Here is a 24,965-nt window from a genome sequence, read left to right as displayed (position 1 = left end):
CGCCGCATGGTGTGCGCGAAAGCGGGTATCGCGGTGGCGAACGGGTCATCGGCTGTGATCGGAGTGAGAACTATGAGCGTGTTTCGGAATCCGCTGGACGACCACGTCCGGGGGGCCGGGATACGCGACGTCGCCCCGGACGGGATCGAGCCTTTCCAGTCGGAGTTCCTGTCCGAGGCCACGCGCCTCACCGAGGTGCGCCATCGGCTGCGGGAGTGGCTGGAACGCGGCGGGATCGGCTCGGATCAGATCTACGACGTGTTGCTGGCGGTGGACGAGGCCTGCACCAACGCGGTGGAGCACGGGTATCGCCACGGTCCGGGCATCGTCCGCCTGCGCGGGGCGATCAGTGGATCCGACCTGTACCTGTCGATCGTCGACCGGGGCAGCTGGGAACCCGCCGGTGAACCGGCGAATCCGCTGCGTGGTCGCGGGCTGATGATGATGCGTGCCCTGGTCACCGATGTCGACATCAGCAGCGGCCCGGAGGGCACGCGGGTCGATCTGCGCGCCGAAATACGGTCCGCGCATCAGGATTCGGCCGCGTGCGGCGACGGTGACCGCGGCGCGGATCGGTGGTGAGTCGTGATTCACAGCGGCCGCGGCGTCGCGTACGGCCGGACGGGACTTTTCCCACCCCCGTTCGGGTTGTATCGGTGCAAGATCCGGGTGGGGACTCGACGCTGAAGGAGGAAGCGTGACCGACACACGCAAGGCGATTCTGGCAGGCGGATGTTTCTGGGGCGTGCAGGAGCTGATTCGCCGCCAGCCGGGTGTGATTTCCACTCGCGTCGGATACACCGGCGGCAGCAACGATCACCCCACCTATCGCAATCATCCCGGCCATGCGGAGGCCGTGGAGATCGTCTACGACCCGGCGGCCACCGACTACCGGGCGCTGCTGGAATTCTTCTTCCAGATCCACGATCCCTCGACGAAGGATCGTCAGGGCAACGATGTCGGGTCGAGTTATCGATCTGCCATCTTCTACCTCGATGATGAGCAGAAGGCGATCGCGCTGGACACCATCGCCGATGTGGACGCCTCCGGACTGTGGCCCGGCAAGGTCGTCACCGAGGTGACCCCGGCCACCGACTTCTGGGATGCCGAGCCCGAGCACCAGGATTACCTGCAGCGCTTCCCGGACGGCTACACTTGTCATTTCCCCAGGCCCGGATGGAAGCTGCCCAAGCGCACCGCCGGCTCGCACTGATCGGGCGCCATGGCACAGCGCAGACGGTTCCCGGCATTCGCCAATCCGCTTCCGGCACTGGGCCGGTCGATCGCGCGCCGGCCGTGGGTGATGCGCGCCGGTCCGCTGGTGGTCCTGCTGGAGCGGCTGGTGCGACTGCTGACCCGCGGCCGCCACGGCGTCCTGGATCTGGCCGGTCTGCCGTCGATGGAACTGACGGTGCTGGGGCGCCGGTCGGGGGTGCCGCGGACGGTGTCGCTGCTGTACGTGCCCGACGGTCCGCAGCGCTATCTGCTGGTCGGCTCCAATTGGGGCCGGCCCGAACATCCGTCGTGGTCGGCCAATCTCGCCGCGGCCTCCGACGCGGAGGTCCACAGCGGTGGTCAGCGGGTCAAGGTCCGGGTGTGCCGGCTGACCGGGGCCGAGCGCGAGGCCGCCTGGGCGCGCGCGGTCGACTACTGGCCCGGGTACACCATGGAGCAGCGGCTGGCCGGGCCGCGCCAATTCCGGCTCTTCGAATTGACCGCGATCTGAGCGGTGCGCAGCCGCCGGTTTCGCCCCCGCGACCGGCCGTTCTGCTGGACAATGACGCTGAGCCGACTATCGTGCGGTCCGACTCTCGCGGCACACCCGAGCCAGCGCCGAATCGCCGGTGGCGGCGAACCGGCGACTGGTGACGGGTGAGATGCGGATGCGAGCAGGACACGACAGCGCTCTGCGACAGCGGCGAGCCGCTCTGGAGCGGCAGTGGGCCCGCTGGGTTCCCGAGACCGACTCCGCTGCCTCCTCGTCCGCCGAGGACACCCGGGCCGTATCCGGCGCCGCGCCGGCCCAGCCCCGTGCCGAGGTCGCCCAGTCCTGGCTGCGGTCGCGCGCCGTCGTCGACCCGGCCACCGACTGTGCCCCGGCCGTCGGTGACGACATCGCCTCGAGCTGGGCGGAGTCGCCACTGCGCGGTCCGGTCGGCGAACTGTCCGACCAGTTGCACAGCATCACCCACGATGCCGGATTCGTCGCCGCCGTCACCGACGAGGCGGGCACCATCCTGTGGTCGGACGGCGGTCACGTGATGCGTCGGCGCGCCGAACGGGTCGGCTTCACTCCGGGCGGGCGTTGGGACGAGGACCACATGGGCACCAACGCGCTGTCGCTGGCCTTGCACACCGGCCGTCCCAGCAGCGTGTTCTCCGCCGAACACCTGGTCGAGGCGCTGCACAGCTGGGTCTGCTACTGCGCGCCGATCCGCGCCGCCGACGGCCGCCAGCTCGGTGTGCTCGATCTGTCCACGACGTGGGATCGCTCGCATCCGTTGGCGATGTCCACGGTGCTGTCGCTGGCGGCCGCGGTGGAGGCGAAACTCCAGGGTTCGGCCGGGGTGGAATCCGGTGTGCGGCTGCGATGTCTGGGCGCGGCCGTCCTCAGCCGGGGCGGGCGGGCGATCCGGCTGCGCCGGCGCCAGCTCGAGATTCTCACCCTGCTGGCGCTCGAACCCGAGGGGTTCACCCCAGAGCGCCTGCACCTGGCCGTCTACGGCGACCGCGTCAGCGGTTCCAGCACACTCAAGGCCGATGTCTCCCACCTGCGCCGCGCGACCGGCGGCGAGATCAGCAACCGGGTGTACCGGCTGACCACACCGGTGGACTGCGATGCCACCGATCTACTCGCCGCGCTGGCGGCCGGTGACGCGGCCACCGCGGTGCGGTTGTACGGGGGACCGCTGCTACCGGGCTCGCAGACGCCGGGCATCGTCGAATGGCGGGAGCATCTCGAGGTGGGCGTGCGCACCGCGGTGCTGTCGTGCCCCGATGCCGCGCTGGCACTCGAGTACGGTGCGAAGGCGTTGGGCGACATCGCGGTTCACGAACACGCGCTGCGCCTGCTGCCCGCGGCCGACGCCCGTCGCGCGGTGGCGGCGGCCCGGCTGCACACCGCGCTGCGCGACTGAGCCGGACACGCTCGCCGAGGGTCAACCTTGTGCCAACCCGAGCGGCCCATAGTGGTCTACATCACGATGACTCCGTCGTGATGCCGACACGTTCGTGACTCAGCGAGGAGCACCCGACATGATCTACGCCAAGCCCGGCGCCGAGGGCAGCATCGTCGATTACGCCGACCGCTACGACAACTTCATCGGTGGCGAGTGGAAGGCCCCGGTCGAAGGCCGATACTTCGAGAACCCGTCCCCGGTCGACGGCGAGACGTTCTGTGAGGTGGCGCGATCGTCGGCGGCCGACGTGGAGCTGGCGCTCGATGCCGCGCACGGCGCCGCCGACGCGTGGGGCGCCACCTCGGCCGCCGAACGCGCCAACATCCTGAACAAGATCGCCGATCGGATCGAGGCGAATCTGGATCAGCTCGCGGTCGCCGAGACCTGGGACAACGGCAAGCCCGTGCGCGAAACCCTCGCCGCCGACCTGCCGTTGGCCGTCGATCACTTCCGCTATTTCGCCGGCGCGATCCGCGCGCAGGAGGGCGGGGTCAGCGAAATCGATTCCGACACCATCGCTTACCACTTCCACGAGCCGCTGGGTGTGGTCGGGCAGATCATTCCGTGGAACTTCCCGATCCTGATGGCGACCTGGAAGCTGGCGCCGGCGCTGGCCGCGGGCAATGCCGTGGTGCTCAAGCCCGCCGAGCAGACTCCGGCCTCCATCATGAAGGTGGTCGAGCTGATCGCCGATCTGCTGCCGCCCGGAGTTGTCAACGTGGTCAACGGTTTCGGTGTGGAGACCGGTAAGCCGCTGGCGTCCAGTTCGCGGGTGGCCAAGGTCGCGTTCACCGGCGAGACCACCACCGGCCGGCTGATCATGCAGTACGCCAGCGAGAACATCATCCCGGTCACCTTGGAACTGGGCGGTAAGAGTCCCAACATCTTCCTGCCGGATGTGATGGCCGCCGACGACGAGTTCCTGGACAAGGCCGTCGAGGGCTTCGTGATGTTCGCGCTGAACCAGGGAGAGGTGTGCACCTGCCCGTCGCGCGCGCTGATCCACTCCTCGATCTACGACGAGTTCATGGCGCGTTGTCTCGAGCGCACCAAGGCGATCGTGAGCGGTAGCCCGCTCGACAGCGAGACCATGATCGGCGCCCAGGCCAGTAACGATCAGTACGAGAAGATCCTGTCCTACCTCGACATCGGGCGTCAGGAGGGCGCGCAGGTGCTGACCGGCGGCAGTCCCCGCAAGGTCGACGGCCTGCCAGGCGGTTTCTACGTCGAGCCCACCATCCTGGCCGGCCGCAACGATATGCGGGTGTTCCAGGAGGAGATCTTCGGACCGGTCGTCGCGGTGACCACGTTCGATTCGACCGAGCAGGCGCTCGCGCTCGCCAACGACACCCTGTACGGACTCGGTGCCGGTGTGTGGACCCGGGACGGCAATACCGCCTACCGGCTGGGCCGCGGCATCAAGGCGGGCCGGGTGTGGACCAACTGCTATCACGCCTATCCCGCGCACGCGGCCTTCGGTGGCTACAAGAAGTCCGGTATCGGGCGCGAGAACCATCGCATGATGCTCGATCATTATCAGCAGACGAAGAACCTGCTGGTCAGCTACTCGCCGAATAAACTGGGCTTCTTCTGATGGGTGCGCGCGTCGACCTGACCGAAGCCGCGCAGTCGTTACTGGACGACCTGGTCCGCCGGCACGGCCCGGTCATGTTCCATCAGTCCGGCGGTTGCTGTGACGGCAGTGCGCCGATGTGCTTCCCGCGCGGGGAATTCCGCGTCGGGGCCTCGGATGTGCTGCTCGGCCGGGTCGGCGCCGATACCCCGTTCTGGATGAGCGCCGACCAGTACGAGTACTGGAAACACACCCACCTGACCGTCGACGTGGTCCGCGGCCGCGGCAGCGGATTCTCGCTCGAGGCGCCGGAGGGGGTGCGATTCCTCATCCGGTCCCGCCTGCTCACCGACGACGAGGTCGCCGAATTCGCCGACGAGCGACCGCTCACCGGCGCCGACCAGGGGGACTGATAGGGCGATCGCCCCTGGTTCTCAGAGCCGGATCAGGTGTGCGCCGTACTGCAGATTCGCCCCGACCGCCGCGAGGACGACCGGCGCACCGGAACCCAACGAGACGACACCGTGGCGGAGGTCTTCGGCGAGCAGGATCAGCACGCTGGCGCCGGAGGTGTTGCCGTAGCGATCGACATTGATCGCGGTCCGCTCCTCCGGCAGGCCCAGGGCCTCGCGCAGCGGCTCGATGAGCCGTCGGTTGGCCTGATGTGGATACAGCCGCGCGAGATCGGCGGCTTCCAGTTCCGCGTCCGTGAGCACCGCGTCGATCGACTTCTTCATCACCGGCACGTACGCGTCGGCTACCCGTTTGCCGATGATGTGCACCGCGAGGTCCGCGAGGGAGGTCGTCGGAAGTCCGGCCGGACGAAGATTTCCACCACCGGGTTGCACCGCGATCTCGAAATGTTCATTGGTGGTCGATACGGCGATCATCGCTGAGTCGCTGTCGTCGTCGGTGGCCTCGAGAACAATGGCGCCGGCACCGTCGCCGAACAGCAGTGCGCTCAGAAAGGCCTCCGTGTCCTTGCCGGCGTATTCGATACTTCCGCCGTAGGTCGCCGGATTGAGCAATGATGATACGACTTGAACCATCACCACCGCGACGCGCTTGCGAGCACCGCTGAGGATCATCTCCTTGGCCCATTGCAGGCAGAAAATGGCGCCGGCGCAGCCGATGTTGGTTTGCAGAATGATCGCATCCGGGCGCATACCGAGCCGGTGATGAAGGTGCTGTGCGTCGTCTCCGAAATGTAGTCGATCCGGAGTGCTGCCGCCGACGATCAATGCGTCGAGAGCGTCCGCGTCGATATCGGCGGCCGCAAGCGCTTCTCGCAGTGCCTGTTCGGCGAGCAAACCGGCCGGACCAGGTGGTTCCCCGTAGCCCTCCGGAAACACCGGGCGACCGGTCGCATCGTCGTAATCGAAACTGAACCGCCGCTCGCGGATACCTGTCTTTTCTTCGAGTTCGGGCGCGGTCCACGGCATCCTGCGCGGTCCGGGAAACATGCTCAATAATCGAACGTTGGTCATGACCACCGGTGGAACCGATGCGCCCGCACCGGAAATTTTCACTTGCACTTCTGTTCCGATCCTGATAACTGTTCCGACATATCGATATATTCTTGATAGGCGCCGGCTATCGTCAGTGCCGGAAGAGTTGTTTCCGCGTTCATCGGAACGGAACGGGCGCCGGATCAATAGCCGAACAATACCCTTGAGTTTTTTCCTCTGCCTAGATCGGAGGAATTCCCGACGGTGGGAAATCTGTTACGGGCGAGCCCGATCGTCGCTCGCTCGGGTGGTCGCGCCGAGCGGAATGCGGAGAGGATGCCAGGATCGTGAGTGGACCCGACACGGTGAGGAGCGTCGATGGCATCGACCGTGGCGTCGCTCGCGGCGCGGATCGCCGCTGACGCCGACGTGGCCTACGGCGGCCACCGGTATCTGCTCGGTGTCACCGGCCCGCCCGGTGCGGGAAAGTCCACGCTGGCCGCGCGGTTGGCGCGGGAACTGACGGCGTCCGGACTGCCGGCGCAGATCGCGGGAATGGACGGATTCCATCTGACCTCGGCGGAGCTGCGGGCGGCCGGTGCTCTCACCCGCAAGGGGCAGCCCGACACCTTCGATGTGGCCGGCTTCGTGGCGCGGCTGTCGGCACTGCGGGACACCGAGATCCCGGTGCCCTGGCCGGTCTACGATCGTGTCCGCCACGATCCGGTACCGGATGGCGTTGTCTTCGCCGCGGAGCGCATCGCGATCGTCGAGGGCAACTATCTGCTACTGGACCGGCCCGGATGGGCGAAAGTGCGAGAGAGGCTGGACGCGGTCTGGTATCTCGATGCCGGGGAATCGGCGCTCCAGCATCGGCTGTTGCGGCGGCATCTGCGTGGCGGGAAGTCGCCGGAACGGGCGCGCGCCATGGTGTTCGACAGCGATCTGCCGAACGCCCGGCTCATCGCCGAGGGTCGTGAACACGCCGATCTGGTACTGGCGGCCACGTCCGGCGGCTATCTCATCCGGGCAGCTCGCTGACCGCGTCGCACCAACCCCGGGTTCCGAAGTGGCGGCACGAGAGAGTGGCGACCGCACTCGCACGGGTCAGCGCGTCGACGAAATCGCGGCGTCGTGAGTAGTAGGCGCAGAAGGCGCCGTGCAGGATGTCCCCGGCTCCCAGCGTATCCCCGCCGCCGATCTCCCGTACCGCGATCTCGCCACGAATACCGTTGTCGGAGTATTGGATCGGGTCGGGTCCGTTCGTGCGCGCCACCCGGCGCGGTCCGATCCGGTGCAGATATCCGAACAGGTCCTCGGCGTCGGGCGGTGCGAACGATGCCGAACAGATGGCGATATCGACCAATGGCAGCAGCGCCGCATGTTCGGGCCGCCAGCGGCCGGCGTCGAGGACCACCGGGATGTCGCTGTCGGATGCCACCCGCGCGGCACCGAGCGCCAACTCGTGATGGTGTCCGTCGATCAGCACCAGCGACGAGTTCCGGACCGGCTCGGCGAACTCGGCCGCGAAATCGACGTCCATACCCGAACCATCCAGGGAGACGATGGTTCTGGTACCGCTGCCGATCGCGACGACGATCGAGGACACCGGTGGTGGATCCGTCCGGTGCGGCGTCGCGTCGATCAGTTCGACGCCGTGCCCCAGCAGGTCCTCGCGGACGAGCTCGGTCAGCGGATGCCGCCCGACGGCGGTGAGCAGCCGCGCCTGCCCGATCAGCACCGCGCAGGTCACCGCGGCGTTGGCGGCCGGTCCGCCCGCGCCCAGAAACTGTTCCCGTGCACGGGTTTTGGTGTCCTCTGCCGGATAGGCGTCGACGGAATAGGCGAGGTCGACGGTGGTGAGTCCGGTGAACAGCGGTGTCGGCGTGCTCATGTCACACCTTCCGTGGCGGTGCCCCCGCCGGCCGGGCGACCGCGGGACCGACGAATCGCTCCACCATCCGGCGTTCGGCGGCGGCGTCCGGTAGCGGCCAGGCGAGCAGAGACAGCACCACCCGCACGATCCATTGGGCGGCATCGTCGTCGCCGGTGATCCCGGTGAGCGCGGTGGCGATCCCCCGGAGTTCGGGAGTGGCCACCACATGATCGCCGGTGGCGCCGGCACCGGCGAGGAAGGCGGACAGGGCCGGTTCGGAGCGGACCGCGGCCACCGAGGTGAGCACGGCCTCGACGACCCGCCGTGATCCGCGCAGGGGAGCCACCGTCGCGGCTACTCGGTCGGCGACATCGCGCGCCGCGGAACTCATGACGATGCGGACCAGCTCGGGTTTGCCACCGACGTGGCGGTACACCGTGGCCCGGGAGCAACCGGCCCGTGCGGCGACATCGTCGATGCTCACCCGGTCGATCCCGCGTTCGCGAAACAGTTCGGTGGCGGCGGTTTCGATCCGGGAGCGGGCGACCGTTCGCCGCACTCCGCCCGCCAGCCAGTCCACATCGGTGGTGCGCAGGGCAGACGGCCTCCCTTCACGATGTCGTCCGAGACGTCTCACAATGCGACAATTTTGACCTATCGTCTCACCACTCGATCAGGTTGTACAGAGGCTGTGGGCTGCATCGACTGTGCTGACGGGCAGCCATCACCACATACCGGCAGCCGTCATCGGGTCGACCGCGATTCTCACTCTGCGACCGTGATTGACAGTTGTATCCAGGGCGCGCACGGTGGGCCGCACCTCGTTCCACGATGGGAGTCCTTCGATGACCACGACACTGCCGGGCGCATCGCAGCTGTTCGCCTCCGCGCACCTCGACGATCCGTACCCGCTCTACGACCGCCTGCGGCGCGACGCCCCGGTATACCGGGTGCCGGGCACCGACTTCCATCTGGTGTCGTCGTGGGAGCTGGTCGCCGAGGCGGCCGGCCGTACCGGCGACTTCTCCTCACATCTGACCGCGGTGCTGTTGCAACATCCGGGCGCGGCACCCACCGGATTCGAGATGGACGGCGGCGGCCGGGTGACGCATGTCCTGGCCACCGCGGACGATCCCGTCCACCGCGGGCACCGCAAACTCGTGTCGAGCGTGCTCGCCGGTCGTCTTCGCGCGCTCGGTCCCACGGTCGGCGATCTGGTGGACCGATTGTGGTCGGCTCACGCCCGCGACGGCCGCATCGACTGGGCCGCCGATATGGCCGATCGCCTGCCGCTGGCATTGATCGCCACCCTGATCGGACTGCCGGGCGAGGATGTGCCGCGACTGCTCGGCTGGGCCTACGACAGCACCGAGATGCTCGGTGGTGTGGTGGCGGCGGATCGTCTGCCGCAGTTGGTGAATTCGGCCGCGGCGCTGACCGGATATCTGTACGAGCGGTTCCAGCGGGCGGTGCGGATCGCGGCGCCGGACGGCCCGCCCCGGGATCTGCTCGACGCCCTCGCCCGGGCCTGCCGCCGCGGTCAGCTGAGCGACGAGGTGGCGGTGCTGATGCTGGCGCAACTGGTCGGAGCGGGTGGTGAATCCACCGCGGGACTGATCGCCGCCGCGGGCCGAATTCTGGCCACCCACAGGGATATTCAGGATCTGCTGCGGGAAAGGCCGCAGTTGATTCCCGCCTTCCTGGACGAGGTATTGCGCATCGAGTCGCCGTTTCGCGGGCACTACCGCCATGTCGTCGCCGATACCCGGCTGGGCGCGGTCGAGCTGCCGGCGGGCAGTCATCTGCTGCTGCTCTGGGGCGCGGCCAACCGTGATCCGTCGATCTTCTCCGAGCCGGACACCGTCGACCTGCATCGCCCGAACGGCAAGTCCCACCTCGCATTCGGGCGCGGCGTCCATTTCTGTGTCGGATCGGCACTGGCCAGACTCGAAGCCCGCACGGCGATCACGGCACTGCTCGAACGCAGCACCGACATCGGCCTGGACGCCGAGCCGCGGTGGGTGCCGAGTGTATTCGTGCGCCGCCACCGCACCCTGCCCCTGCGACTGCGTTGATCCCACCCGGAAATAGGCTGGGCCCCGCGCGGGTTGTCGCGAACGAGCACCCGACACCGAAAGGATCATCCGATGCCGACCATGACCAGTTCCGAGCGTGAGACGTTCCTGGCCGAGTTGCATGTGGGAGTTATCGCGGTCGAGCGTGCGGGCCGGGCACCGCTGGCGGTACCGATCTGGTACGGCTACGAACCCGGCGGGGAGGTCCTGCTGTGGACCGACGCCGGCACCGTGAAGGACAAGCTCATCCGGGCTGCCGGGCGCTTCTCCATCACCGCCCAGGTGGAACAGCCCCCGTACCGCTACGTCACCGCGGAGGGGCCGGTCACCGATGTCGCACCGGCGACCCCGGAGATCGTGCGGTCGATCGCGACCCGCTATCTGGGCCCCGACGCCGGTGCCGAATTCGTCGAGCAGAATCTGGGCCCGAATTCGATCGTGATCCGCATGCGTCCCGAACGGTGGCTGAGCACCGACTACTCGAAGGAGTAGCCGCACCGGCGTTTGCGCCGCAATCGCCGGACTCGCTGTGTGACGATGAGCCGATGGTGCTGCTTGCCGAGGCGTCATCGGAATCCGGTCCATCGGCGATCGTTTCGTTGTTCTGGATCGCGCTGGCCGCGATGGCGGCGCCGTTGATCGCGCGGTTGCTGCGCGGATATGTCCCCGATGTGGTGGTACTGCTGCTGTGCGGTATGGCCATCGGGCCGTTCGGACTGCACTGGGCCGATTCGGCGGGTGGTGTGGATCTGCTCGCCGAACTGGGCCTGGGCATGCTGTTCCTGCTGGCCGGCTACGAACTGGATCCGGCACTGCTGCGCGGGCGATCCGGGCGGCTGGCCTGGTCGACCTGGGTGTGCTGCCTGTTGTTCGCGCTGGCGCTGGTGGCGCTGTCGGCGCCGGAGGCCGATTTCACCGCCCATATCGCGGTGGCCATCGCGATGACCTCGACCGCGCTGGGCACGTTGCTGCCGATCGTCAAGCAGGCCGGGGAGCTGGACCGCCCGCTCGGGCGGGCCGTGCTCGCCCACGGCGCGGTGGGGGAGCTGGCGCCCGTGGTCGCGATGTCGCTGCTGCTGACCAGTCGCAGCGTGGGTGCGGCGGCCGTGATCCTGGTGCTGTTTCTGATGGCGGCCGGGCTGGTGGGACTGCTGCCGCGGCGCATGCTCGACCGGGTGCCGGGATTCGGCCGGGTGCTGACCGAATTGAGCGGTGGTACCGCGCAATTGCCGGTGCGTGCGGTATTCCTGCTGCTGATGATTCTGATGGCCGTCGCCGAGGTCTTCGATCTGGATGTCGTGCTGGGCGCCTTCGCGGCCGGTGTGATCCTGCGCCGGCTCATCGCCGCGGGACATCCCGAAGTCGGTCCGTCCCTCGAGACTGTCGGATACGGCGTGCTCATCCCGATCTTCTTCGTCGACTCCGGTATGGGGATCGATATCGGCGCCGTGATCGGCGAACCGGTGCTGTGGCTGGCCTTCGTGGCGTCGATCGGGGTTGCCCGAGGTATGCCGGTGTGGCTGAGCGAACGGTTCGTGGCGCACGGAGCGAATCTGGCCTCGGGACGGGAACGGGCGCGACTGGCGTTGTACGCGGCCACCGGGCTCCCGATCATCGTGGCTGTCACCCAGGTGGCGACCGGTGCCGGACTGATGGGGCAGAAACTGGCATCGACCCTGGTAGCAGCCGGGGCGACCACAGTATTGCTGTTCCCTCTGATCGCCCGCGTGATCGGTGGCACCGGTGCTTCCGGCCAGCGATCCGGCAATGCGGCGCAGCCCGCAGATCCCGGCGACGGGCCACATTCGCCATAAGTGCGCCGGGCGTCGTTTTCCATCCCGCGAAAGGGCTCCGGGCGTGGTGGGCGCGAACTAGCCTGAACACCGACGCCGGTGCGATCGCGCGCCACCGAAGCCGCTCGACCGAAAGGAATGGCGCTATGAAGGCACTGCAGTACGTCACCGTGGGGTCCGAACCGGAGGTACGCGAAATCCCTACGCCCGAACCGGGTCCCGGCGAGGTTCTGCTGAAGGTGACCGCGGCCGGAGTCTGCCATTCCGATGATTTCGTGATGTCGATGCCGATCGAGGCGTTCGGTTTCGATCTGCCGCTGACCCTGGGGCATGAGGGCGCGGGCACGGTCGCCGCGGTCGGCGACGGGGTGCGGGGGCTGGACCTGGGAACCAACGTCGTCGTCTACGGCCCCTGGGGCTGCGGCACCTGCTGGTTCTGCGCCCAGGGCCTGGAGAACTACTGTTCACGCGCCGCGGAATTGGGCATCTTCCCGCCCGGACTGGGCGCGCCCGGAGCCATCGCCGAATACCTCATCGTCGACTCGCCGCGCCACCTCGTGCCGATCGGCGATCTCGATCCGGTGGCTACGGTGCCGCTCACCGATGCGGGGCTCACCCCCTATCACGCGATCAAAAGGTCGCTGGGCAAACTGCGCCCCGGTTCCTGGGCCGTGGTGATCGGCAGCGGCGGACTCGGCCACGTGGCCATCCAGTTGCTACGGCACCTGTCCTCGGCGCGTGTCATCGCCCTCGATGTCAGCGAGGACAAACTGGCGTTCGCGAAATCGGTCGGTGCGCACGAGGCCGTGCTGTCCGATGCCGAGGCCGCCGACAACGTCCGTAAGATCACCGGGGCCGCGGGAGCGAGCCTCGTGCTGGACTTCGTCGGCTATCAGCCGACCGTCGACACGGCCATGGCGGTAGCGGGCGTCGATTCGGATGTGACGATCGTCGGCCTCGGTGACGGAAAGGCCGCGGCGCGAGTCGGATTCGGCATCAGCCCCTACGAGGCATCGGTGAACTCGCCGTACTGGGGTTCGCGTAGCGAGCTCATCGAACTCATCGATCTCGCGCACGACGGCGTGCTCGATATCGCCGTCGAACGCTTCACCCTCGACGACGGACCGGAGGCGTATCGCCGGCTCGCGGCGGGAACGTTGCGCGGGCGCGCGGTGATCGTGCCCTGAGTCGTCGGCGTATCGCGGTGCTCAGTAGCCCTTCGCGGGGCGGCCGGCATCGGCCTGCTGAACGTTCGCGGTCAGATTGGAGCCGTCCCGCGACACGTGGTAGCGGTCCATCACATAGTTCATACTCGCGGCGATATTCGCCTCCGGATCGGTGATATTCGAGGATGTCCCGGCGACGTGGTATGCCTCGAACGTGCTGGGGATGGTCTGGGTCAGACCTTGCGACGGATGCCCGGCGTCGGCGTTGGAATCCTCGAGGTTGATCGAGCCGGTGTTCCCGCTCGATTCGCGCTTGATGAGCGTCAGGTATCCCTCGGTCCACCTCGCGCGGGCGGCCGGGTCCGTGATGCCGAGTCGGTCCAGCGCCTTTCCGATGTAGTACTCGAGTTGCTGATCGTTGAGGTGCTGACCGGGGCCGCCGCCGGTCGAGCTCACCGGCTGGGTGTATTGGCGGTCGTAGCTTCCACTGCTGTTCGGGGGCACGTAGGTGGACGGCACGGGACCGTAATCACCCGAACCGCCACCCGTGGACAGCGAGGGAATCTTCGACGAATTCTCGTCGTGGAGCTTGTGCGCCTGGGAGACGACGATATCGGCCTGTTCCACTGCCTTGTCGATCTTGTCGATGAGGCTCAACTGCAGCGCCACACTCGGATGCGGGGCGATATCGCTCAGAATTGCCTTGATATCGGTGACGAGCTGCGTGATCGCGGCCCGGGTCTCCTTGGAGACCCCAGCGGAATTCTCCGCGATATCGGACATGTAGGTGTCCAGCGAGTTCCATTCCTCGTTGTATTGCTTGATCTTCCTCTGCCGGTCCTCGTAGTCCGTGACCATGGCGCCGGTGATTTCCTCGGTCGGCTTCTTGCTGTCGGCGAGGGCCGCCATCACCATCTTCTGTGCGCTACCGTCACCGAGGCCGTTCAGCAGGCCCTGGAGCACGGTCTCCAGGCGGGCGACGGCCGAATTCAACAGTGGCGCCTCGGCAACCCGAGGCAAACTCACCGACTCGGCCATGACCCACCTTCCGCCACACCATTTCGGTGTCGACCGGCGGCACCTGCCGGAAGCATAGAGCCCACGCGTCGTCCGGTTGCTCCCGTGATTGGGAAGCGGATGCCGGTGGTCGCTACTCCGACGCGCACTTGGACCAGGTATTGAACGGCCCGGAGACCCCGTAGTTGTTCTGCGCGCTCGTGATTGCCTTGGATTCGGCCTCTTCGGCGGTATTGCCCCAGGTGGAGGCCCAGCCGTTGCCCTGGCCGACGACGACCGCCACACAGGCGTTACGAGCCCATGCCGCCGGCTGTGCGCAACCGGGACAACGGTTTTGGACCTGGGCGGTGGCATCGTCGGAGCTGACGGTGCTGCGTGCCCACGTCACCTTGCCGGTGTCGACGTCGTAGCCCGCCGCGACCCAGACGTCGGCCGGTGCGGGCGGAGGCGGCGGCGGAACGTTGGGCGTGGTCTCCCTGGTGGTGGTCTCGGGATAGGCCGAGGTGGTGGTCGACTCGGAGGTGGTGCCGTCGGCGCTGGTCTGCGGGTCGTTCCGATCGTGGTTTCGATACACCACGACCGCGATGATCGCGCCCACGAGGAGTACGGGCACCAGGATCGCCGCGATGATGGCGACCACCTTGCCGCTCGAATTCGACGGTGGCGGGGGCGGATACCCGGGATACGGCTGCCCGCCCGGATAGTGCTGATCCTGCTGATACGGCGGCGGATACTGCGGTGCGCCCGGATAGCCACCGGCCGGTGGATAGCCCTGGCCGGCGCCGTAGATCTCGGTCGGCGCGGCCTGGTTCGGATCGGCCGGATACGGTTCAGCGCCCGGATAGCCCGGTGCCGGACGCACGGTGGGGTCGTCGGAGCCGCCGAACTGCTGTCCGGGTTGCGGATAGGGCTGCCCGGCCGGATAGGCCTGGGTCGGCGGAGCCTGCCCGGCGGGGTAGGGCTGGTTCGGTGGCACCGGCTGATACGCCTGGGTGGGCGGTACCGGCTGACCCGGCTGGTAGGCCTGCGTCGGGGGAGTCGCGGAGGCGTCGGGTGACGGCAGGCCGCCGGGATAGGCGCGGGTGGGTGGCGCCTGCTCGGGGCCCGGATCGCCGGAGGGGGACTGCTGCGGGGAGTCGGATCGATCGTCGCCGGCCATCGTCTACCCCAGCCGACCCGTGGTGGAAATGCGCTGTGCCGTGGCCGATATGGACATCGAGCCTGCCCCCGTCCGTGCTGTGAACCGTATCGGCGAGCAACTGTAGCGCATCACCACGACACCATCCGGGCGTCGATCCGGTCCGGAAGTCCGAGTATGTCCGAAACTCCATTCTCCATTATCGGCGACGGCCGGACCATCGCCGCCGATTGCGAATACGCCGGAACCCGGTTCGAGGAGGGGGAGCGACGGTGGTTGTCGTGGGCCATGGCCCATCGCGATCCGGCGCTGTTCCCCGAGCCGAATACCGTCGACCTGGACCGGAAGGGTAACCGGCACTTCAGTTTCGGCCTCGGTATTCACCGCTGCATCGGATCCGATGTCGCCCGCACGGTCTTCAAGCGCATGCTGATCGCGGTGCTCGACCGGATGCCCGACTTAGGGTGTGATCCCGATGGCGTCGTGCATTACGACACCATCGGCATCATCCAGGGCATGCGACATCTGCCCGCCACGTTCACTCCCGGCCCGCGGCTGGGGCCGGGGCTCGATGAGACCTGCCGAACCTGCAGCGGATCTGTGACGAGCAGCGCTTGGCCGAGCCGGTCACCGTCCGCCGCGATCGGGCCGAGATCTGAGCCGTGCCGCTGCTAGCGGATGATCTGCCCGCCGTCCACGTTGAGGATGTGCCCGGTCACCCACGCCGCGTCGTCGGACAGCAGATACAGGCATGCCCCCACGAGGTCCTGCGGCGTACCGATGCGCTTGAGCGGCAGCCTGCTGACCATATCGTCGACAATGGTTCCCGGCGTGACGGTCTGGGTGGCCTCGGTGTTGATCGGGCCCGGCGCGATGGCGTTGATGCGGATCCGGGACCCGCCCAGCTCCACCGCCAGCTGCTGGGTGAGGCTGTTCACGCCCGCCTTCGCCAGACCGTAGAAGTTCGAGTACACCCATGCCGCGGTGGAGGACTGGTTCACGATGGAACCGCCGCCGCTCTTCGACATGTGCTGCCAGACCGCGCGAGTCATGTTCAGCGCACCGTCGAGGTTCACGCTCATGAACTTCTTGTAGTAGTCCCACGGCACGGTGAGCAGCAGGTCCAGCTTCATCCCGCCGTAGATGGCCGCGTTGTTGACCAGGTGGTGGATCGCGCCGAACTCGTTGTTGGTGAAGTCGGCGAGGACGGTCGCCGACTCGGGGTCGGAGACGTCGACGGGATGGAATACCGCGTTGCCGCCGCTGCTGGTGATCTCCTCGGCGACCTGCTTGCCCTTGTCCTCGTTGAGGTCCGCGACCACGACGGTGGCGGCCTCGGCCGCGAGGGCCTTCGCGTACTCGGCGCCGATGCCCTGTGCCGCGCCGGTGACGATCGCGACGCGATCGGTGAAACGAGCCATGAGTTGTTCTCTCCTACGGTCGGTTTCGCGAGGGTTCGCGTATGTCTACTTCTGGGCGGTGGCGATCAGCTTGGTTTCGAGGTACTCCTCGAATCCCGCCACACCGAGTTCCCGGCCGATGCCGGACTGCTTGTAGCCGCCGAACGGGGCGTCGGCGCTGTACCAGATGCCGCCGTTGACGCCGAGGGTTCCGGTCCGAACTCCGTTGACCACGTGGTCGATTCGCGCCGGGTCGGTGCCCCAGACCTCCCCCGACAGGCCGTAGGGTGATTCGTTGGCCAGCCGGATGGCGTCGTCGTCGCCGTCGTGCGCGATCACCACCAGTACCGGGCCGAAGATCTCCTCCTGCGCGGCGGTCGAGGTGTTGGACAGCCCGCTGATCAGTGTGGGTTCGATGAAGAACCCCTGATCGCGATCGGGCCGCCCGCCGCCGGTGACGATGGTGCCGCCCTCGGATTTCGCGATATCGATGTAGCGCTGCACCCGGTCGCGTTGGCGTGCCGAGATCACCGGCCCGCACACGGTTCCCGGCTCGTTCGGATCGCCGGGAGCGATACCGCTCATCGACTTCGCCGCCGCCTGCACCGCCGCGTCGTAGTGCTCGCGCGGGACCAGCAGGCGGGTGGTCAGCGCGCAGCCCTGTCCGGCGTGGACGCAGACGGTGAAGCCGGCATAGCTCGCCGCCGCCGCCACATCGGTGTCGTCGAGCACGATGAACGCCGACTTGCCGCCGAGCTCGAGGAAGACCTTCTTCAGGCTCTGGGCGGCATCGGCCATGATCGACCGGCCGGTCTGCGTCGATCCGGTGAACGAGATCATGTCCACCCGTGGATCGGTGACCAGCTGGGCGCCCAGCTGATGGTCGTCGCAGGTGACGATATTGATCACGCCCGCCGGAATGTCGGTCCGCTCGGCGATGACGGTGCCGACCAGCGCCGCGACCCACGGGGTGTCGGGGGCCGGTTTGAGCACCACGGTGCACCCGGCTGCCAGTGCCGGCCCGATCTTGGCGAAGTTGATCTGATGCGGGAAGTTCCACGGTGTGATCGCGCCGACCACACCGATCGCCTCCCGGCGCAGCGTGCGGGCGGTGGGGATCCCCATCGGCTTCGCCACTCCGAGATCGCTTGTCCACTCGTAGCTTTCGGCCAGGGCGGCGAAGTATCCGAGATCGCCGATCGGACCCTCCAGCTGGGGGCCGCTGGTGAGCATGCGCGGTGCGCCCACCTCGGCGATGGTGATCTCGCGCAGTTCCTCGATGTTGTCGCGTAGCGCGTCGCGCAGTTGCCGCAGGCAGCGCGCGCGGAACGCGTGATCGCGCGACCAGTCGGTGTTGTCGAAAGCCGCGCGCGCCGCGGCGATGGCCGCGTCCATATCGGCGGCGTCGGCGTTGGCGGCCTGACCGATGACTTCCTCGGTCGCCGGGTTGATCGTCGCGAACACACCCGCGCCGCCGGCGACCAGTTTGCCGTCGATCAGAAGCCGGGAGCCCTCGTCCTGGGGTAGCAGTTTTGTCATCGACCTCTCCGATAGGGCTGTCTGGACACCTGTACGGAATATAGTTTGGACTGGGCTGTGAATACAAGAACGTGTTCCAGGCAAGTCCGATCGGGAGAGGTGGTGCCGGCGATGACCGGAGATGCGGCGCTGGCCGGTAAGGCGGCGATCGTGGTGGGTGGCGGCAGCGGTATCGGCCGCGTCGTCGCCGTCGAATTGGCGCGCCGGGGCGCCGGGGTGGTGGTCAATTCCCGCACCGAGGCCGCGGTGGACGCGGTCGTGGGCCGGATCGGCGCCGGCGGCGGTCGTGCGGTCGGTGTCGCGGGCTCGGCGGCCGAGGAATCGGTCGCCGCGCGGCTGGTGGATCGGTGTGTGGCGGACTTCGGCGCGGTCGACGTCCTGGTCAATTGCGCCGGAATCGCGGAACCGCGGCACTCCTCGATTCTCGACATCACCACCGAGGATTGGCGCACACTGCTGGATTCGCATCTGACCACGGTGTTCAACAGCTGCCGGGCGGTGGCGCCGCTGATGGTGACACGCGGCGCCGGCTCGATCGTGAACACCGGTTCGTTCGCCTATCTCGGCGACTACGGCGGCACCGGCTATCCGGCCGGAAAGGGGGCTGTGGCCAGCCTGACCCTGTCGATGGCGGCCGAGCTGAAGGAGTACGGCGTCCGGGTGAACGCGGTCTGCCCGGGTGCGCGCACCCGGCTGTCCACCGGACCCGATTACGAGGCGAAGATCGCCGAACTGCGCGAACGCGGTCTGCTGGACGAGTTCACCGCGCAATCGTCGCTGGACGCGCCGCCGCCGGACTACGCGGCCTCGGTGTATCTGTATCTGGCCGACGATCGGTCGGAGGCGGTGACCGGCGAGATCTTCATCGCCGCGGGCGGATTCGTCGGCCGGTTCGCGCGGCCCGCGATGGAGGCCATCGGCTTCCGTGATCACGCGCGGACCCCGCCGTGGTCGGTCGGGGAGGTCGACGCGCTCATGCGAGACCGGCAGTGACCGCCTGCGCCCATTGTCGGTTCTCCGCTCCGGTGGTAGCGTCCAGACACATGTCCAGTCCTGTGTCTCGGTTGGCGGTGTGCAGATGAGGTTCGATGTGAACGCGTTCTATTCGGAGAGGTGGGTGTGATGACCGCGGCATCGCTGCATCCGGTCGTATTCGATCCCTACGACTACGGGTTCCACGAAGACCCCTACCCGGTGTACCGGAGGCTGCGTGCGGAAGCGCCGCTCTATCACAATCCGGATCTGGACTTCTGGGCATTGTCGCGGCACGCCGATGTGACCGCCGCCTTCCGTGACGCCACCCGGTTGTCGAGCGCCAACGGCGTATCCCTGGACCCGGCGGCCTGGGGGCCGCACGCGCACAAGACCATGTCCTTCCTGGCGATGGACGATCCTCGTCACCTGCGGATGCGTCAGCTGGTCAACAAGGGGTTCACCCCGCGCCGGATCGCTGCCATGGGCGACCGGATCCGGGAACTGACGCTGCAACACCTGGAACCGGCGCTCGAGAGCGGCACCTTCGACTGGATCGAGGACTTCGCGGGCAAGCTGCCCATGGACGTCATCTCCGACATGATGGGCGTGCCCGAGGCCGATCGTGCCGAGATCCGTCGCATGGCCGATCTGGTGGTGCATCGCGAGGAGGGCGTGCTCGACGTGCCCGAGGCGGCGATCGAGGCCTCGCTGAATCTGGTCGTGTACTACTCCGACATGGTCACCCAGCGTCGGCGCAGCCGCACCGAGGATCTCACCTCGGCGCTGCTCGACGCGGAGATCGATGGTGACAAGCTCACCGACGACGAGATCATCGGCTTCATGTTCCTCATGGTCGTGGCCGGGAACGAGACCACCACCAAGCTCCTGGGTAACGCGCTGTACTGGGCCGGGCGCAATCCCGAGCAGTTCGCGAAGGTGGTCGCCGACGCGGACCTGGTCCCGGACTGGGTCGAGGAGACGCTGCGCTACGACAACTCGAGCCAGATGGTCGCCCGGTCGGCGCTGGTGGACGTGCCGTTCGAGCACGGGGTGATTCCCGCCGGTTCGAAGGTGGTGCTGCTGATCGGATCGGCCAATCGCGACGACGCGGTCTTCACCGACGGCGATCGCTACGACATCGAGCGCACCGACAAGAGCGCGCTGGCCAGCTTCGGCGGCGGCGTGCACTTCTGCCTGGGCGCGCACCTGGCCCGGCTGGAAACCGTGGTCGCGTTGCGTGCGTTCGCCTCTCGGGTCCGGGAATACACGATCGACGAGCCCGGTATCGAGCGGGTGCATTCGACCAATGTCCGAGGGTTCGCCAAACTCCCTGTCACCGTGGAGGTTTCGTAATGCCACGTTTCGATCCGCATCCGGAGGTGCGGCCGGTCCTGATCGCGGGCGCCTCATCGGGCATCGGCACCGCCACCGCGATCCTGCTGGCCGAGGCCGGATTCCCGGTCGCGCTGGGCGCGCGCCGGGTGCAGACCTGCCGAGAATTGGCCGGCAAGATCACCGCCAACGGCGGTAAGGCCTTCGCCGGCGCGCTCGACGTCACCGACGACGCCTCGGTCGACGAGTTCGTCACCGCGGCCGAGAACGCGCTGGGGCCCATCGAAGTGGTGGTGTCGGGCGCGGGCAATATCGAATTCGGCGTGGCCCACGAGATGTCGCCGGAGGTGTTCCTGCAGCAGGTGAATGTGCATCTGGTCGGGGCGCACCGGCTGGCGCACCGGGTGATTCCGGGGATGATCGAGCGCCGTCGCGGTGATTTCGTGGTCATCGGCTCCGACTGCGCCGATCAGGTGCGGCCCCGCAACGGCGCCTACAACGCGGCCAAGACGGGCCTCGAGGCGATGGCCCGGCAGATGCGAATGGAGCTGGAGGGCACCGGAGTCCGGGCCTCGATCGTGCGGCCGGGGGCGACCCAGACCGGTATGGGTATGGACGCCGCACCGGAACAGGTCGGCCCGCTGCTCGACGACTGGGTGAAATGGGGCTTCGCCCGGCACCCCTACTTCCTTCGGGCCTCCGATATCGCGGCCGCGGTGTCCGCGGTCGTGAACACCCCGCGCGGCGCCCATCTGGTGCTGGCCGAGGTGCAGCCGGAAGCGCCGCTACGGGAACAGGATCGCGCGCCGGAGGGCACGAGCTGATGCGCGTCGAGGTGGATCTGGACCTGTGTCAGGGCCACGCGATGTGCCTGGGCGAGGCGCCGGATTACTTCGCGGTGCCCAAACACGGCAAGGTCGAGATCCTGCGTCCCGAGGTGGACGAGGCCGACCGCGCCGATGTCGAGAACGCGGTTCGGTACTGCCCGACCATGGCCCTGTCGCTCGTGGAGGACGGGTCGTGACCGCGGTCGTGCGGGCCGCTGCCACGGACCGGAGACCGCCTCATCGGAACCGCCGCGGGGCCGGAACACGGACAGGAGCACGATGACCGTCAGGGTGATCCAGTGGGCGACCGGCGGAGTCGGGCGGGCGGCGATCGAGGGCATCCTCGATCACCCGGACCTCGAACTGGTCGGTGCCTGGGTGCACAGTGCGGACAAGGACGGCGCCGACCTCGGCGCCCTGGTCGGGCGTGATCCGATCGGGGTCACCGCCACCACCGACGCCGATGCCCTGCTGGCGCTCGATGCCGACTGCGTCGTCTACAGCCCGATCTTCGCCGACACCTCGGTACTGCGGTCGATCCTGCGGTCCGGGAAGAACGTGGTCACCCCGCTGGGCTGGTTCTATCCACGGCAACGTGACCGGGAGAAGTTCGACGCGGTCTGCGCCGAAGGCGGAGTAACCCTGCACGGCACCGGAATTCACCCCGGCGGCCTGACCGAGCGGCTGCCGCTGGTGGCCTCGGCGCTGTCGGGTTCGGTGACCGGGGTCCGAGCCGAGGAATTCTCCGATATCCGCACCTACGGCGCCCCGGATGTGGTGCGGCACTGGATGATGTTCGGCGCCGATCCGGAGAAGGCGGCGGGTAGTTCGGTCGCGTCGATGCTCGCCGGTGGCTACAGCCAGTCGGTGTGGATGATCGCCGATGAACTCGGATTCGATCTGGATCCCGATATCCGCACCACGCACGACATCGCGGTCGCCACCGCGCCGATCGAGTCGCCGATCGGCGTCATCGAGCCGGGACAGGTTGCGGCCCAGCACTTCCGCTGGGAGGGCACCGTCGACGGCGAACCGGTGATCACCGCGGCGGTCAACTGGTTCATGGGGGAGGAGAATTTCGATCCGGCGTGGAGCTTCGGCCCGAACGGGCAGCGATTCGAGGTCGAGGTACGCGGCGATCCCGGCTGTGTGCTGACTCTGTCCGGACTGCACGCGCACGACCTCGACGAGGGCGCGCGCCGCAATCCCTCGATCGTCGCCACCGCCCTGAACTGCGTGAACGCCATCCCGTACGTGGTCGCGGCCGACCCGGGCGTGCGTACCTATCTCGATCTGCCGCTGCCGGCCGGTCGTGCCGCGGCGCGACTGCATCGTGATCGCGGAACCGGGGTGATTCGATGACAATTTCCCGCTGACGGTCCGGCCGCCCGAATATCGGGTCCGAAACTGGGCAATACAGACGAATAATAAGCGGCCACGGTGGCGCGAACGAGCGGAAAATACCGTTCGATCGGGCCCTTTCGGCATGTCGTGAAATCGATTGTCTCGAGTTGTGTTTTTCCGAGATGCGAACGGATGCAGCCCTTTTCCGGCGCGCCTGCAACATGTTCTAATTGATGGAGAACAGGTTTCGTAACAATCCATGATTCGCAGTGCAGCGGACACGAGGAGGAACTGTGGCTCCGTCGATACCGGCCGGATTCGATTTCACCGACCCGGGACTTTGGGCCGACAGAAGTCCGGTCGAAGAATTCGCGGAATTGCGGCGCACCGCGCCGGTCTGGTGGAACGCCCAGAACGCGGAGCAGGCCTATCCCTTCGAGGATTCCGGCTACTGGGTGGTCAGCCGGCACGAGGACATCAAGGAGGTCTCGCGTCGCTCGGATATCTTCTCCTCGGAGAAGAAGGGATCCATTATCCGACTGCCCGGCTTCGCCACTCCCGAGCAGCTCTCGGTCACCAATGCCCTGCTCGTGAACATGGACGCGCCCAAGCACACCAAGATCCGCCGGATCATCTCCAAGGGCTTCACTCCTCGCGCGGTCGAGAGCCTGCGTGTGACGCTGACCGAACGGGCCGGCCGCATCGTGCGTGCGGCGAAGGAGTCCGGTGGCGGCGACTTCGTCGAACAGGTGGCATGTGAACTGCCGCTGCAGGCGATCGCCGAATTGCTGGGCGTGCCGCAGGACGATCGGCACAAACTGTTCGGCTGGTCCAATCAGATGCTGAACTACGATGACCCGGAATACGGAGACTCGGCGGTCGCCTCCGCCGAAATCCTCGGCTATGCCTGGAATATGGCCGAGGCGCGCCGGAGCGAACCGACCGACGATATCGTCAGCCAATTGGTGAATGCCGATATCGACGGCGAGGCACTGGGTTCCGACGAATTCGGATTCTTTGTCATCCTGCTGGCGGTCGCCGGAAACGAAACCACCCGCAATGCCATCACGCACGGTATGAAGGCATTCGTCGATCACCCCGAGCAGTGGGAGCTCTTCCGTGAGCAGCGGCCGCGCACGGCGGTCGACGAAATCGTGCGCTGGGCGACTCCGGTCACCGCGTTCCAGCGGACCGCGACCGAGGATGTGGAGCTGGGCGGGCAGCTGATCAGGGCCGGTGATCGCGTCGGATTGTTCTACAGCTCCGCCAATTTCGACGAGGCGGCCTTCGGCAACCCCTTCGAATTCGATATCCTGCGCGACCCGAACCCTCACCTCGCCTTCGGCGGCACCGGCGCGCACTTCTGCGTCGGCGCCAATCTGGCTCGCCTGGAGATCGATCTGATGTTCAACGCCATCGCCGAGGTATTGCCGGATCTGCGCCAGCTCGCCGACCCGCAGCGGCTGCGTTCGGGCTGGATCAACGGCATCAAGCACTGGGATGTGACCTACTCGTAGTCCCCGGCACGACCGAGGGCCGCACGATCACTCGTGCGGCCCTCGGACTGTGTGGAACTCGCACCGCGATCCGACTTCGATCGGATCAGCCGCTGTCACCCGTTCCCACTCGGCGAATCACCTGGTCATCGATGGTGCTGGGCGCGAAGCCCATCGAGCACGACCCTGACCAGGTGGTTCGGTATGCCCCGCGATCGGGCGCGGCGTTCGGCTTCCGCCGCGCCGATCAACAGATCGAGTACGTCGGCGACAGCGACGTCGGATCGTACAACTCCCGCCCTTTTCGCTTGTGCGAGCAGGCTTTCGAATGACCGGACGAAATCGCGCCGGAGCTGGTCCGGGATGTCGATGGTGGCGGCGCTGCCGTCGTCGAGCGCCTCACACAGGGCCTGGTTGAGGGCGACCTCGCCGACGAGGTGAGCGAAGTATCCGAGGAACGGGTCCTCCGGTGCGGCATCGGCCGCCAGCGTGCGTGCTCGTTCGGTGAATTCCGCTACGCGATCGACAACGACCGCCTCGAACAGCGCGTTACGGGTGGGGAAGTGCCGATAGACGGTGCCGACACCGACGCCGGCCCGGCGCGCGATCTCGTCGAAGGACGCCGACGAGCCGTCCACCGACAGCATCTCCCGGGCGACGGCCAGCACCTGTTCGCGGTTGCGGCGCGCGTCCGCGCGCAGTGGCTTGGCGACCTGCCCGGTGTCGTCACTCATCGCTCGATCGTAGCTTTCACTGTTGCGAAACGGAGAACACTCTCCGTATAGTC

General features: G+C 67.4%; 25 protein-coding genes and 1 pseudogene. 18 read left to right on the top strand and 8 right to left on the bottom strand.

Annotated features, from left to right (window positions below; translation table 11 throughout):
* Positions 1–72: 72 nt before the first annotated feature.
* The 6 genes from LKD76_RS22870 (at position 73) to LKD76_RS22845 (ending at position 5,165) form a co-directional block, all read left to right on the top strand.
* Positions 73–582, top strand: a complete 510-nt coding sequence (locus LKD76_RS22870) for an ATP-binding protein (RefSeq protein WP_227983451.1) — start codon at positions 73–75, stop codon at positions 580–582.
* Between the two features lie 115 nt (positions 583–697).
* Positions 698–1,213, top strand: coding sequence for a peptide-methionine (S)-S-oxide reductase MsrA (gene msrA, locus LKD76_RS22865; protein ID WP_227983450.1), 516 nt, complete (start codon positions 698–700; stop codon positions 1,211–1,213).
* A gap of 9 nt (positions 1,214–1,222) precedes the next feature.
* Entirely contained in the window at positions 1,223–1,726 is a 504-nt protein-coding gene (locus tag LKD76_RS22860) for a nitroreductase family deazaflavin-dependent oxidoreductase (protein ID WP_227983449.1), read from the top strand.
* 157 nt (positions 1,727–1,883) lie between these two features.
* Positions 1,884–3,137 carry a helix-turn-helix domain-containing protein gene (locus LKD76_RS22855; RefSeq protein ID WP_227983448.1) on the top strand — a complete coding sequence of 418 codons (1,254 nt, stop codon included), beginning with the start codon at positions 1,884–1,886 and terminating at the stop codon, positions 3,135–3,137.
* Positions 3,138–3,255: 118 nt separating this feature from the next.
* Positions 3,256–4,773, top strand: a complete 1,518-nt coding sequence (adh, locus tag LKD76_RS22850; protein WP_227983447.1) for an aldehyde dehydrogenase — start codon at positions 3,256–3,258, stop codon at positions 4,771–4,773.
* On the top strand, positions 4,773–5,165 hold the full coding sequence (locus tag LKD76_RS22845; RefSeq protein ID WP_227983446.1) for a DUF779 domain-containing protein: 393 nt from the start codon (positions 4,773–4,775) through the stop codon (positions 5,163–5,165). The genes adh and LKD76_RS22845 overlap by 1 nt, the downstream gene beginning before the upstream one ends.
* A 21-nt stretch (positions 5,166–5,186) precedes the next feature.
* Here LKD76_RS22845 and LKD76_RS22840 read toward each other — a convergent pair whose 3' ends face one another.
* Entirely contained in the window at positions 5,187–6,407 is a 1,221-nt protein-coding gene (locus LKD76_RS22840) for a 3-oxoacyl-ACP synthase III family protein (protein ID WP_227983445.1), read from the bottom strand.
* 171 nt (positions 6,408–6,578) lie between these two features.
* Here LKD76_RS22840 and LKD76_RS22835 point away from each other — a divergent pair, with 171 nt between their 5' ends.
* Positions 6,579–7,241, top strand: a complete 663-nt coding sequence (locus LKD76_RS22835) for a nucleoside/nucleotide kinase family protein (protein ID WP_227983444.1) — start codon at positions 6,579–6,581, stop codon at positions 7,239–7,241.
* On the opposite strand, the gene LKD76_RS22830 is transcribed toward LKD76_RS22835, so the two are convergent.
* Both LKD76_RS22830 and LKD76_RS22825 read right to left on the bottom strand, forming a co-directional pair.
* Complete coding sequence (locus LKD76_RS22830) at positions 7,222–8,094, bottom strand: PfkB family carbohydrate kinase (protein WP_227983443.1); 873 nt, start codon at positions 8,092–8,094, stop codon at positions 7,222–7,224. The genes LKD76_RS22835 and LKD76_RS22830 overlap by 20 nt on opposite strands.
* Position 8,095: 1 nt before the next feature.
* A complete protein-coding gene (locus tag LKD76_RS22825; protein WP_227983442.1) occupies positions 8,096–8,713 on the bottom strand; it encodes a TetR/AcrR family transcriptional regulator in 618 nt (205 codons plus the stop codon).
* 208 nt (positions 8,714–8,921) lie between these two features.
* Here LKD76_RS22825 and LKD76_RS22820 point away from each other — a divergent pair, with 208 nt between their 5' ends.
* The 4 genes from LKD76_RS22820 to LKD76_RS22805 all read left to right on the top strand — a co-directional run bounded on the left by LKD76_RS22820 (position 8,922) and on the right by LKD76_RS22805 (position 13,131).
* Positions 8,922–10,151, top strand: a complete 1,230-nt coding sequence (locus tag LKD76_RS22820) for a cytochrome P450 (RefSeq protein ID WP_227983441.1) — start codon at positions 8,922–8,924, stop codon at positions 10,149–10,151.
* Positions 10,152–10,223: 72 nt separating this feature from the next.
* A complete protein-coding gene (locus LKD76_RS22815; protein ID WP_227983440.1) occupies positions 10,224–10,643 on the top strand; it encodes a pyridoxamine 5'-phosphate oxidase family protein in 420 nt (139 codons plus the stop codon).
* Positions 10,644–10,696: 53 nt separating this feature from the next.
* Positions 10,697–11,965, top strand: coding sequence for a cation:proton antiporter (locus tag LKD76_RS22810; protein WP_227983439.1), 1,269 nt, complete (start codon positions 10,697–10,699; stop codon positions 11,963–11,965).
* A 125-nt stretch (positions 11,966–12,090) separates the two neighbouring features.
* Positions 12,091–13,131: an NAD(P)-dependent alcohol dehydrogenase gene (locus tag LKD76_RS22805; protein WP_227983438.1), complete on the top strand. Its 1,041-nt coding sequence runs from the start codon at positions 12,091–12,093 to the stop codon at positions 13,129–13,131.
* A gap of 21 nt (positions 13,132–13,152) precedes the next feature.
* On the opposite strand, the gene LKD76_RS22800 is transcribed toward LKD76_RS22805, so the two are convergent.
* Complete coding sequence (locus LKD76_RS22800) at positions 13,153–14,148, bottom strand: transglycosylase SLT domain-containing protein (protein WP_227983437.1); 996 nt, start codon at positions 14,146–14,148, stop codon at positions 13,153–13,155.
* Positions 14,149–14,260: 112 nt separating this feature from the next.
* Entirely contained in the window at positions 14,261–15,286 is a 1,026-nt protein-coding gene (locus LKD76_RS22795) for a DUF4189 domain-containing protein (protein ID WP_227983436.1), read from the bottom strand.
* 183 nt (positions 15,287–15,469) lie between these two features.
* Here LKD76_RS22795 and LKD76_RS22790 point away from each other — a divergent pair.
* Positions 15,470–15,924 (top strand): annotated as a pseudogene (locus LKD76_RS22790) (cytochrome P450); the annotation flags it as partial.
* Between the two features lie 12 nt (positions 15,925–15,936).
* On the opposite strand, the gene LKD76_RS22785 reads toward LKD76_RS22790, so the two are convergent.
* Both LKD76_RS22785 and LKD76_RS22780 read right to left on the bottom strand, forming a co-directional pair.
* Positions 15,937–16,686 (bottom strand): SDR family oxidoreductase, encoded by a 750-nt coding sequence (locus tag LKD76_RS22785; protein WP_227983435.1) that lies wholly within the window; start codon positions 16,684–16,686, stop codon positions 15,937–15,939.
* 45 nt (positions 16,687–16,731) lie between these two features.
* Positions 16,732–18,204 (bottom strand): aldehyde dehydrogenase, encoded by a 1,473-nt coding sequence (locus tag LKD76_RS22780; RefSeq protein WP_227983434.1) that lies wholly within the window; start codon positions 18,202–18,204, stop codon positions 16,732–16,734.
* A gap of 111 nt (positions 18,205–18,315) precedes the next feature.
* Here LKD76_RS22780 and LKD76_RS22775 point away from each other — a divergent pair, with 111 nt between their 5' ends.
* The 6 genes from LKD76_RS22775 to LKD76_RS22750 all read left to right on the top strand — a co-directional run bounded on the left by LKD76_RS22775 (position 18,316) and on the right by LKD76_RS22750 (position 24,199).
* A complete protein-coding gene (locus tag LKD76_RS22775; RefSeq protein WP_227983433.1) occupies positions 18,316–19,197 on the top strand; it encodes an SDR family NAD(P)-dependent oxidoreductase in 882 nt (293 codons plus the stop codon).
* A 129-nt stretch (positions 19,198–19,326) separates the two neighbouring features.
* Positions 19,327–20,532 carry a cytochrome P450 gene (locus tag LKD76_RS22770; protein ID WP_227983432.1) on the top strand — a complete coding sequence of 402 codons (1,206 nt, stop codon included), beginning with the start codon at positions 19,327–19,329 and terminating at the stop codon, positions 20,530–20,532.
* Positions 20,532–21,335, top strand: coding sequence for an SDR family oxidoreductase (locus tag LKD76_RS22765; RefSeq protein ID WP_227983431.1), 804 nt, complete (start codon positions 20,532–20,534; stop codon positions 21,333–21,335). Before LKD76_RS22770 ends, LKD76_RS22765 begins: the two co-directional genes overlap by 1 nt.
* On the top strand, positions 21,335–21,535 hold the full coding sequence (locus LKD76_RS22760) for a ferredoxin (protein WP_227983430.1): 201 nt from the start codon (positions 21,335–21,337) through the stop codon (positions 21,533–21,535). Before LKD76_RS22765 ends, LKD76_RS22760 begins: the two co-directional genes overlap by 1 nt.
* Before the next feature lie 82 nt (positions 21,536–21,617).
* A complete protein-coding gene (locus tag LKD76_RS22755; protein WP_227983429.1) occupies positions 21,618–22,700 on the top strand; it encodes an NAD(P)H-dependent amine dehydrogenase family protein in 1,083 nt (360 codons plus the stop codon).
* A 275-nt stretch (positions 22,701–22,975) separates the two neighbouring features.
* Positions 22,976–24,199, top strand: coding sequence for a cytochrome P450 (locus tag LKD76_RS22750; RefSeq protein WP_227983428.1), 1,224 nt, complete (start codon positions 22,976–22,978; stop codon positions 24,197–24,199).
* A 125-nt stretch (positions 24,200–24,324) separates the two neighbouring features.
* Here the strand turns inward: LKD76_RS22750 and LKD76_RS22745 are convergent, their stop codons facing one another.
* Positions 24,325–24,912, bottom strand: coding sequence for a TetR/AcrR family transcriptional regulator (locus LKD76_RS22745; protein ID WP_227983427.1), 588 nt, complete (start codon positions 24,910–24,912; stop codon positions 24,325–24,327).
* Between the last annotated feature and the right edge of the window lie 53 nt (positions 24,913–24,965).

Origin of the sequence: Nocardia spumae (assembly GCF_020733635.1) — a bacterium.
Classification (GTDB): Bacteria; Actinomycetota; Actinomycetes; order Mycobacteriales; family Mycobacteriaceae; genus Nocardia; species Nocardia spumae.
This window is presented reverse-complemented; position numbering and strand designations above follow the sequence as displayed.

What these genes read in the sequence shown, in the direction of transcription:
- LKD76_RS22870 (WP_227983451.1), top strand. Translation starts at nt 73, where the DNA reads ATGAGCGTGTTTCGGAATCCGCTGGACGACCACGTCCGGGGGGCCGGG.
- LKD76_RS22860 (WP_227983449.1), top strand. Translation starts at nt 1,223, where the DNA reads ATGGCACAGCGCAGACGGTTCCCGGCATTCGCCAATCCGCTTCCGGCA.
- LKD76_RS22855 (WP_227983448.1), top strand. Translation starts at nt 1,884, where the DNA reads ATGCGAGCAGGACACGACAGCGCTCTGCGACAGCGGCGAGCCGCTCTG.
- adh (WP_227983447.1), top strand. Translation starts at nt 3,256, where the DNA reads ATGATCTACGCCAAGCCCGGCGCCGAGGGCAGCATCGTCGATTACGCC.
- LKD76_RS22845 (WP_227983446.1), top strand. Translation starts at nt 4,773, where the DNA reads ATGGGTGCGCGCGTCGACCTGACCGAAGCCGCGCAGTCGTTACTGGAC.
- LKD76_RS22835 (WP_227983444.1), top strand. Translation starts at nt 6,579, where the DNA reads ATGGCATCGACCGTGGCGTCGCTCGCGGCGCGGATCGCCGCTGACGCC.
- LKD76_RS22830 (WP_227983443.1), bottom strand. Translation starts at nt 8,094, where the DNA reads ATGAGCACGCCGACACCGCTGTTCACCGGACTCACCACCGTCGACCTC.
- LKD76_RS22820 (WP_227983441.1), top strand. Translation starts at nt 8,922, where the DNA reads ATGACCACGACACTGCCGGGCGCATCGCAGCTGTTCGCCTCCGCGCAC.
- LKD76_RS22815 (WP_227983440.1), top strand. Translation starts at nt 10,224, where the DNA reads ATGCCGACCATGACCAGTTCCGAGCGTGAGACGTTCCTGGCCGAGTTG.
- LKD76_RS22810 (WP_227983439.1), top strand. Translation starts at nt 10,697, where the DNA reads ATGGTGCTGCTTGCCGAGGCGTCATCGGAATCCGGTCCATCGGCGATC.
- LKD76_RS22805 (WP_227983438.1), top strand. Translation starts at nt 12,091, where the DNA reads ATGAAGGCACTGCAGTACGTCACCGTGGGGTCCGAACCGGAGGTACGC.
- LKD76_RS22800 (WP_227983437.1), bottom strand. Translation starts at nt 14,148, where the DNA reads ATGGCCGAGTCGGTGAGTTTGCCTCGGGTTGCCGAGGCGCCACTGTTG.
- LKD76_RS22795 (WP_227983436.1), bottom strand. Translation starts at nt 15,286, where the DNA reads ATGGCCGGCGACGATCGATCCGACTCCCCGCAGCAGTCCCCCTCCGGC.
- LKD76_RS22785 (WP_227983435.1), bottom strand. Translation starts at nt 16,686, where the DNA reads ATGGCTCGTTTCACCGATCGCGTCGCGATCGTCACCGGCGCGGCACAG.
- LKD76_RS22780 (WP_227983434.1), bottom strand. Translation starts at nt 18,204, where the DNA reads ATGACAAAACTGCTACCCCAGGACGAGGGCTCCCGGCTTCTGATCGAC.
- LKD76_RS22775 (WP_227983433.1), top strand. Translation starts at nt 18,316, where the DNA reads ATGACCGGAGATGCGGCGCTGGCCGGTAAGGCGGCGATCGTGGTGGGT.
- LKD76_RS22770 (WP_227983432.1), top strand. Translation starts at nt 19,327, where the DNA reads ATGACCGCGGCATCGCTGCATCCGGTCGTATTCGATCCCTACGACTAC.
- LKD76_RS22765 (WP_227983431.1), top strand. Translation starts at nt 20,532, where the DNA reads ATGCCACGTTTCGATCCGCATCCGGAGGTGCGGCCGGTCCTGATCGCG.
- LKD76_RS22760 (WP_227983430.1), top strand. Translation starts at nt 21,335, where the DNA reads ATGCGCGTCGAGGTGGATCTGGACCTGTGTCAGGGCCACGCGATGTGC.
- LKD76_RS22755 (WP_227983429.1), top strand. Translation starts at nt 21,618, where the DNA reads ATGACCGTCAGGGTGATCCAGTGGGCGACCGGCGGAGTCGGGCGGGCG.
- LKD76_RS22745 (WP_227983427.1), bottom strand. Translation starts at nt 24,912, where the DNA reads ATGAGTGACGACACCGGGCAGGTCGCCAAGCCACTGCGCGCGGACGCG.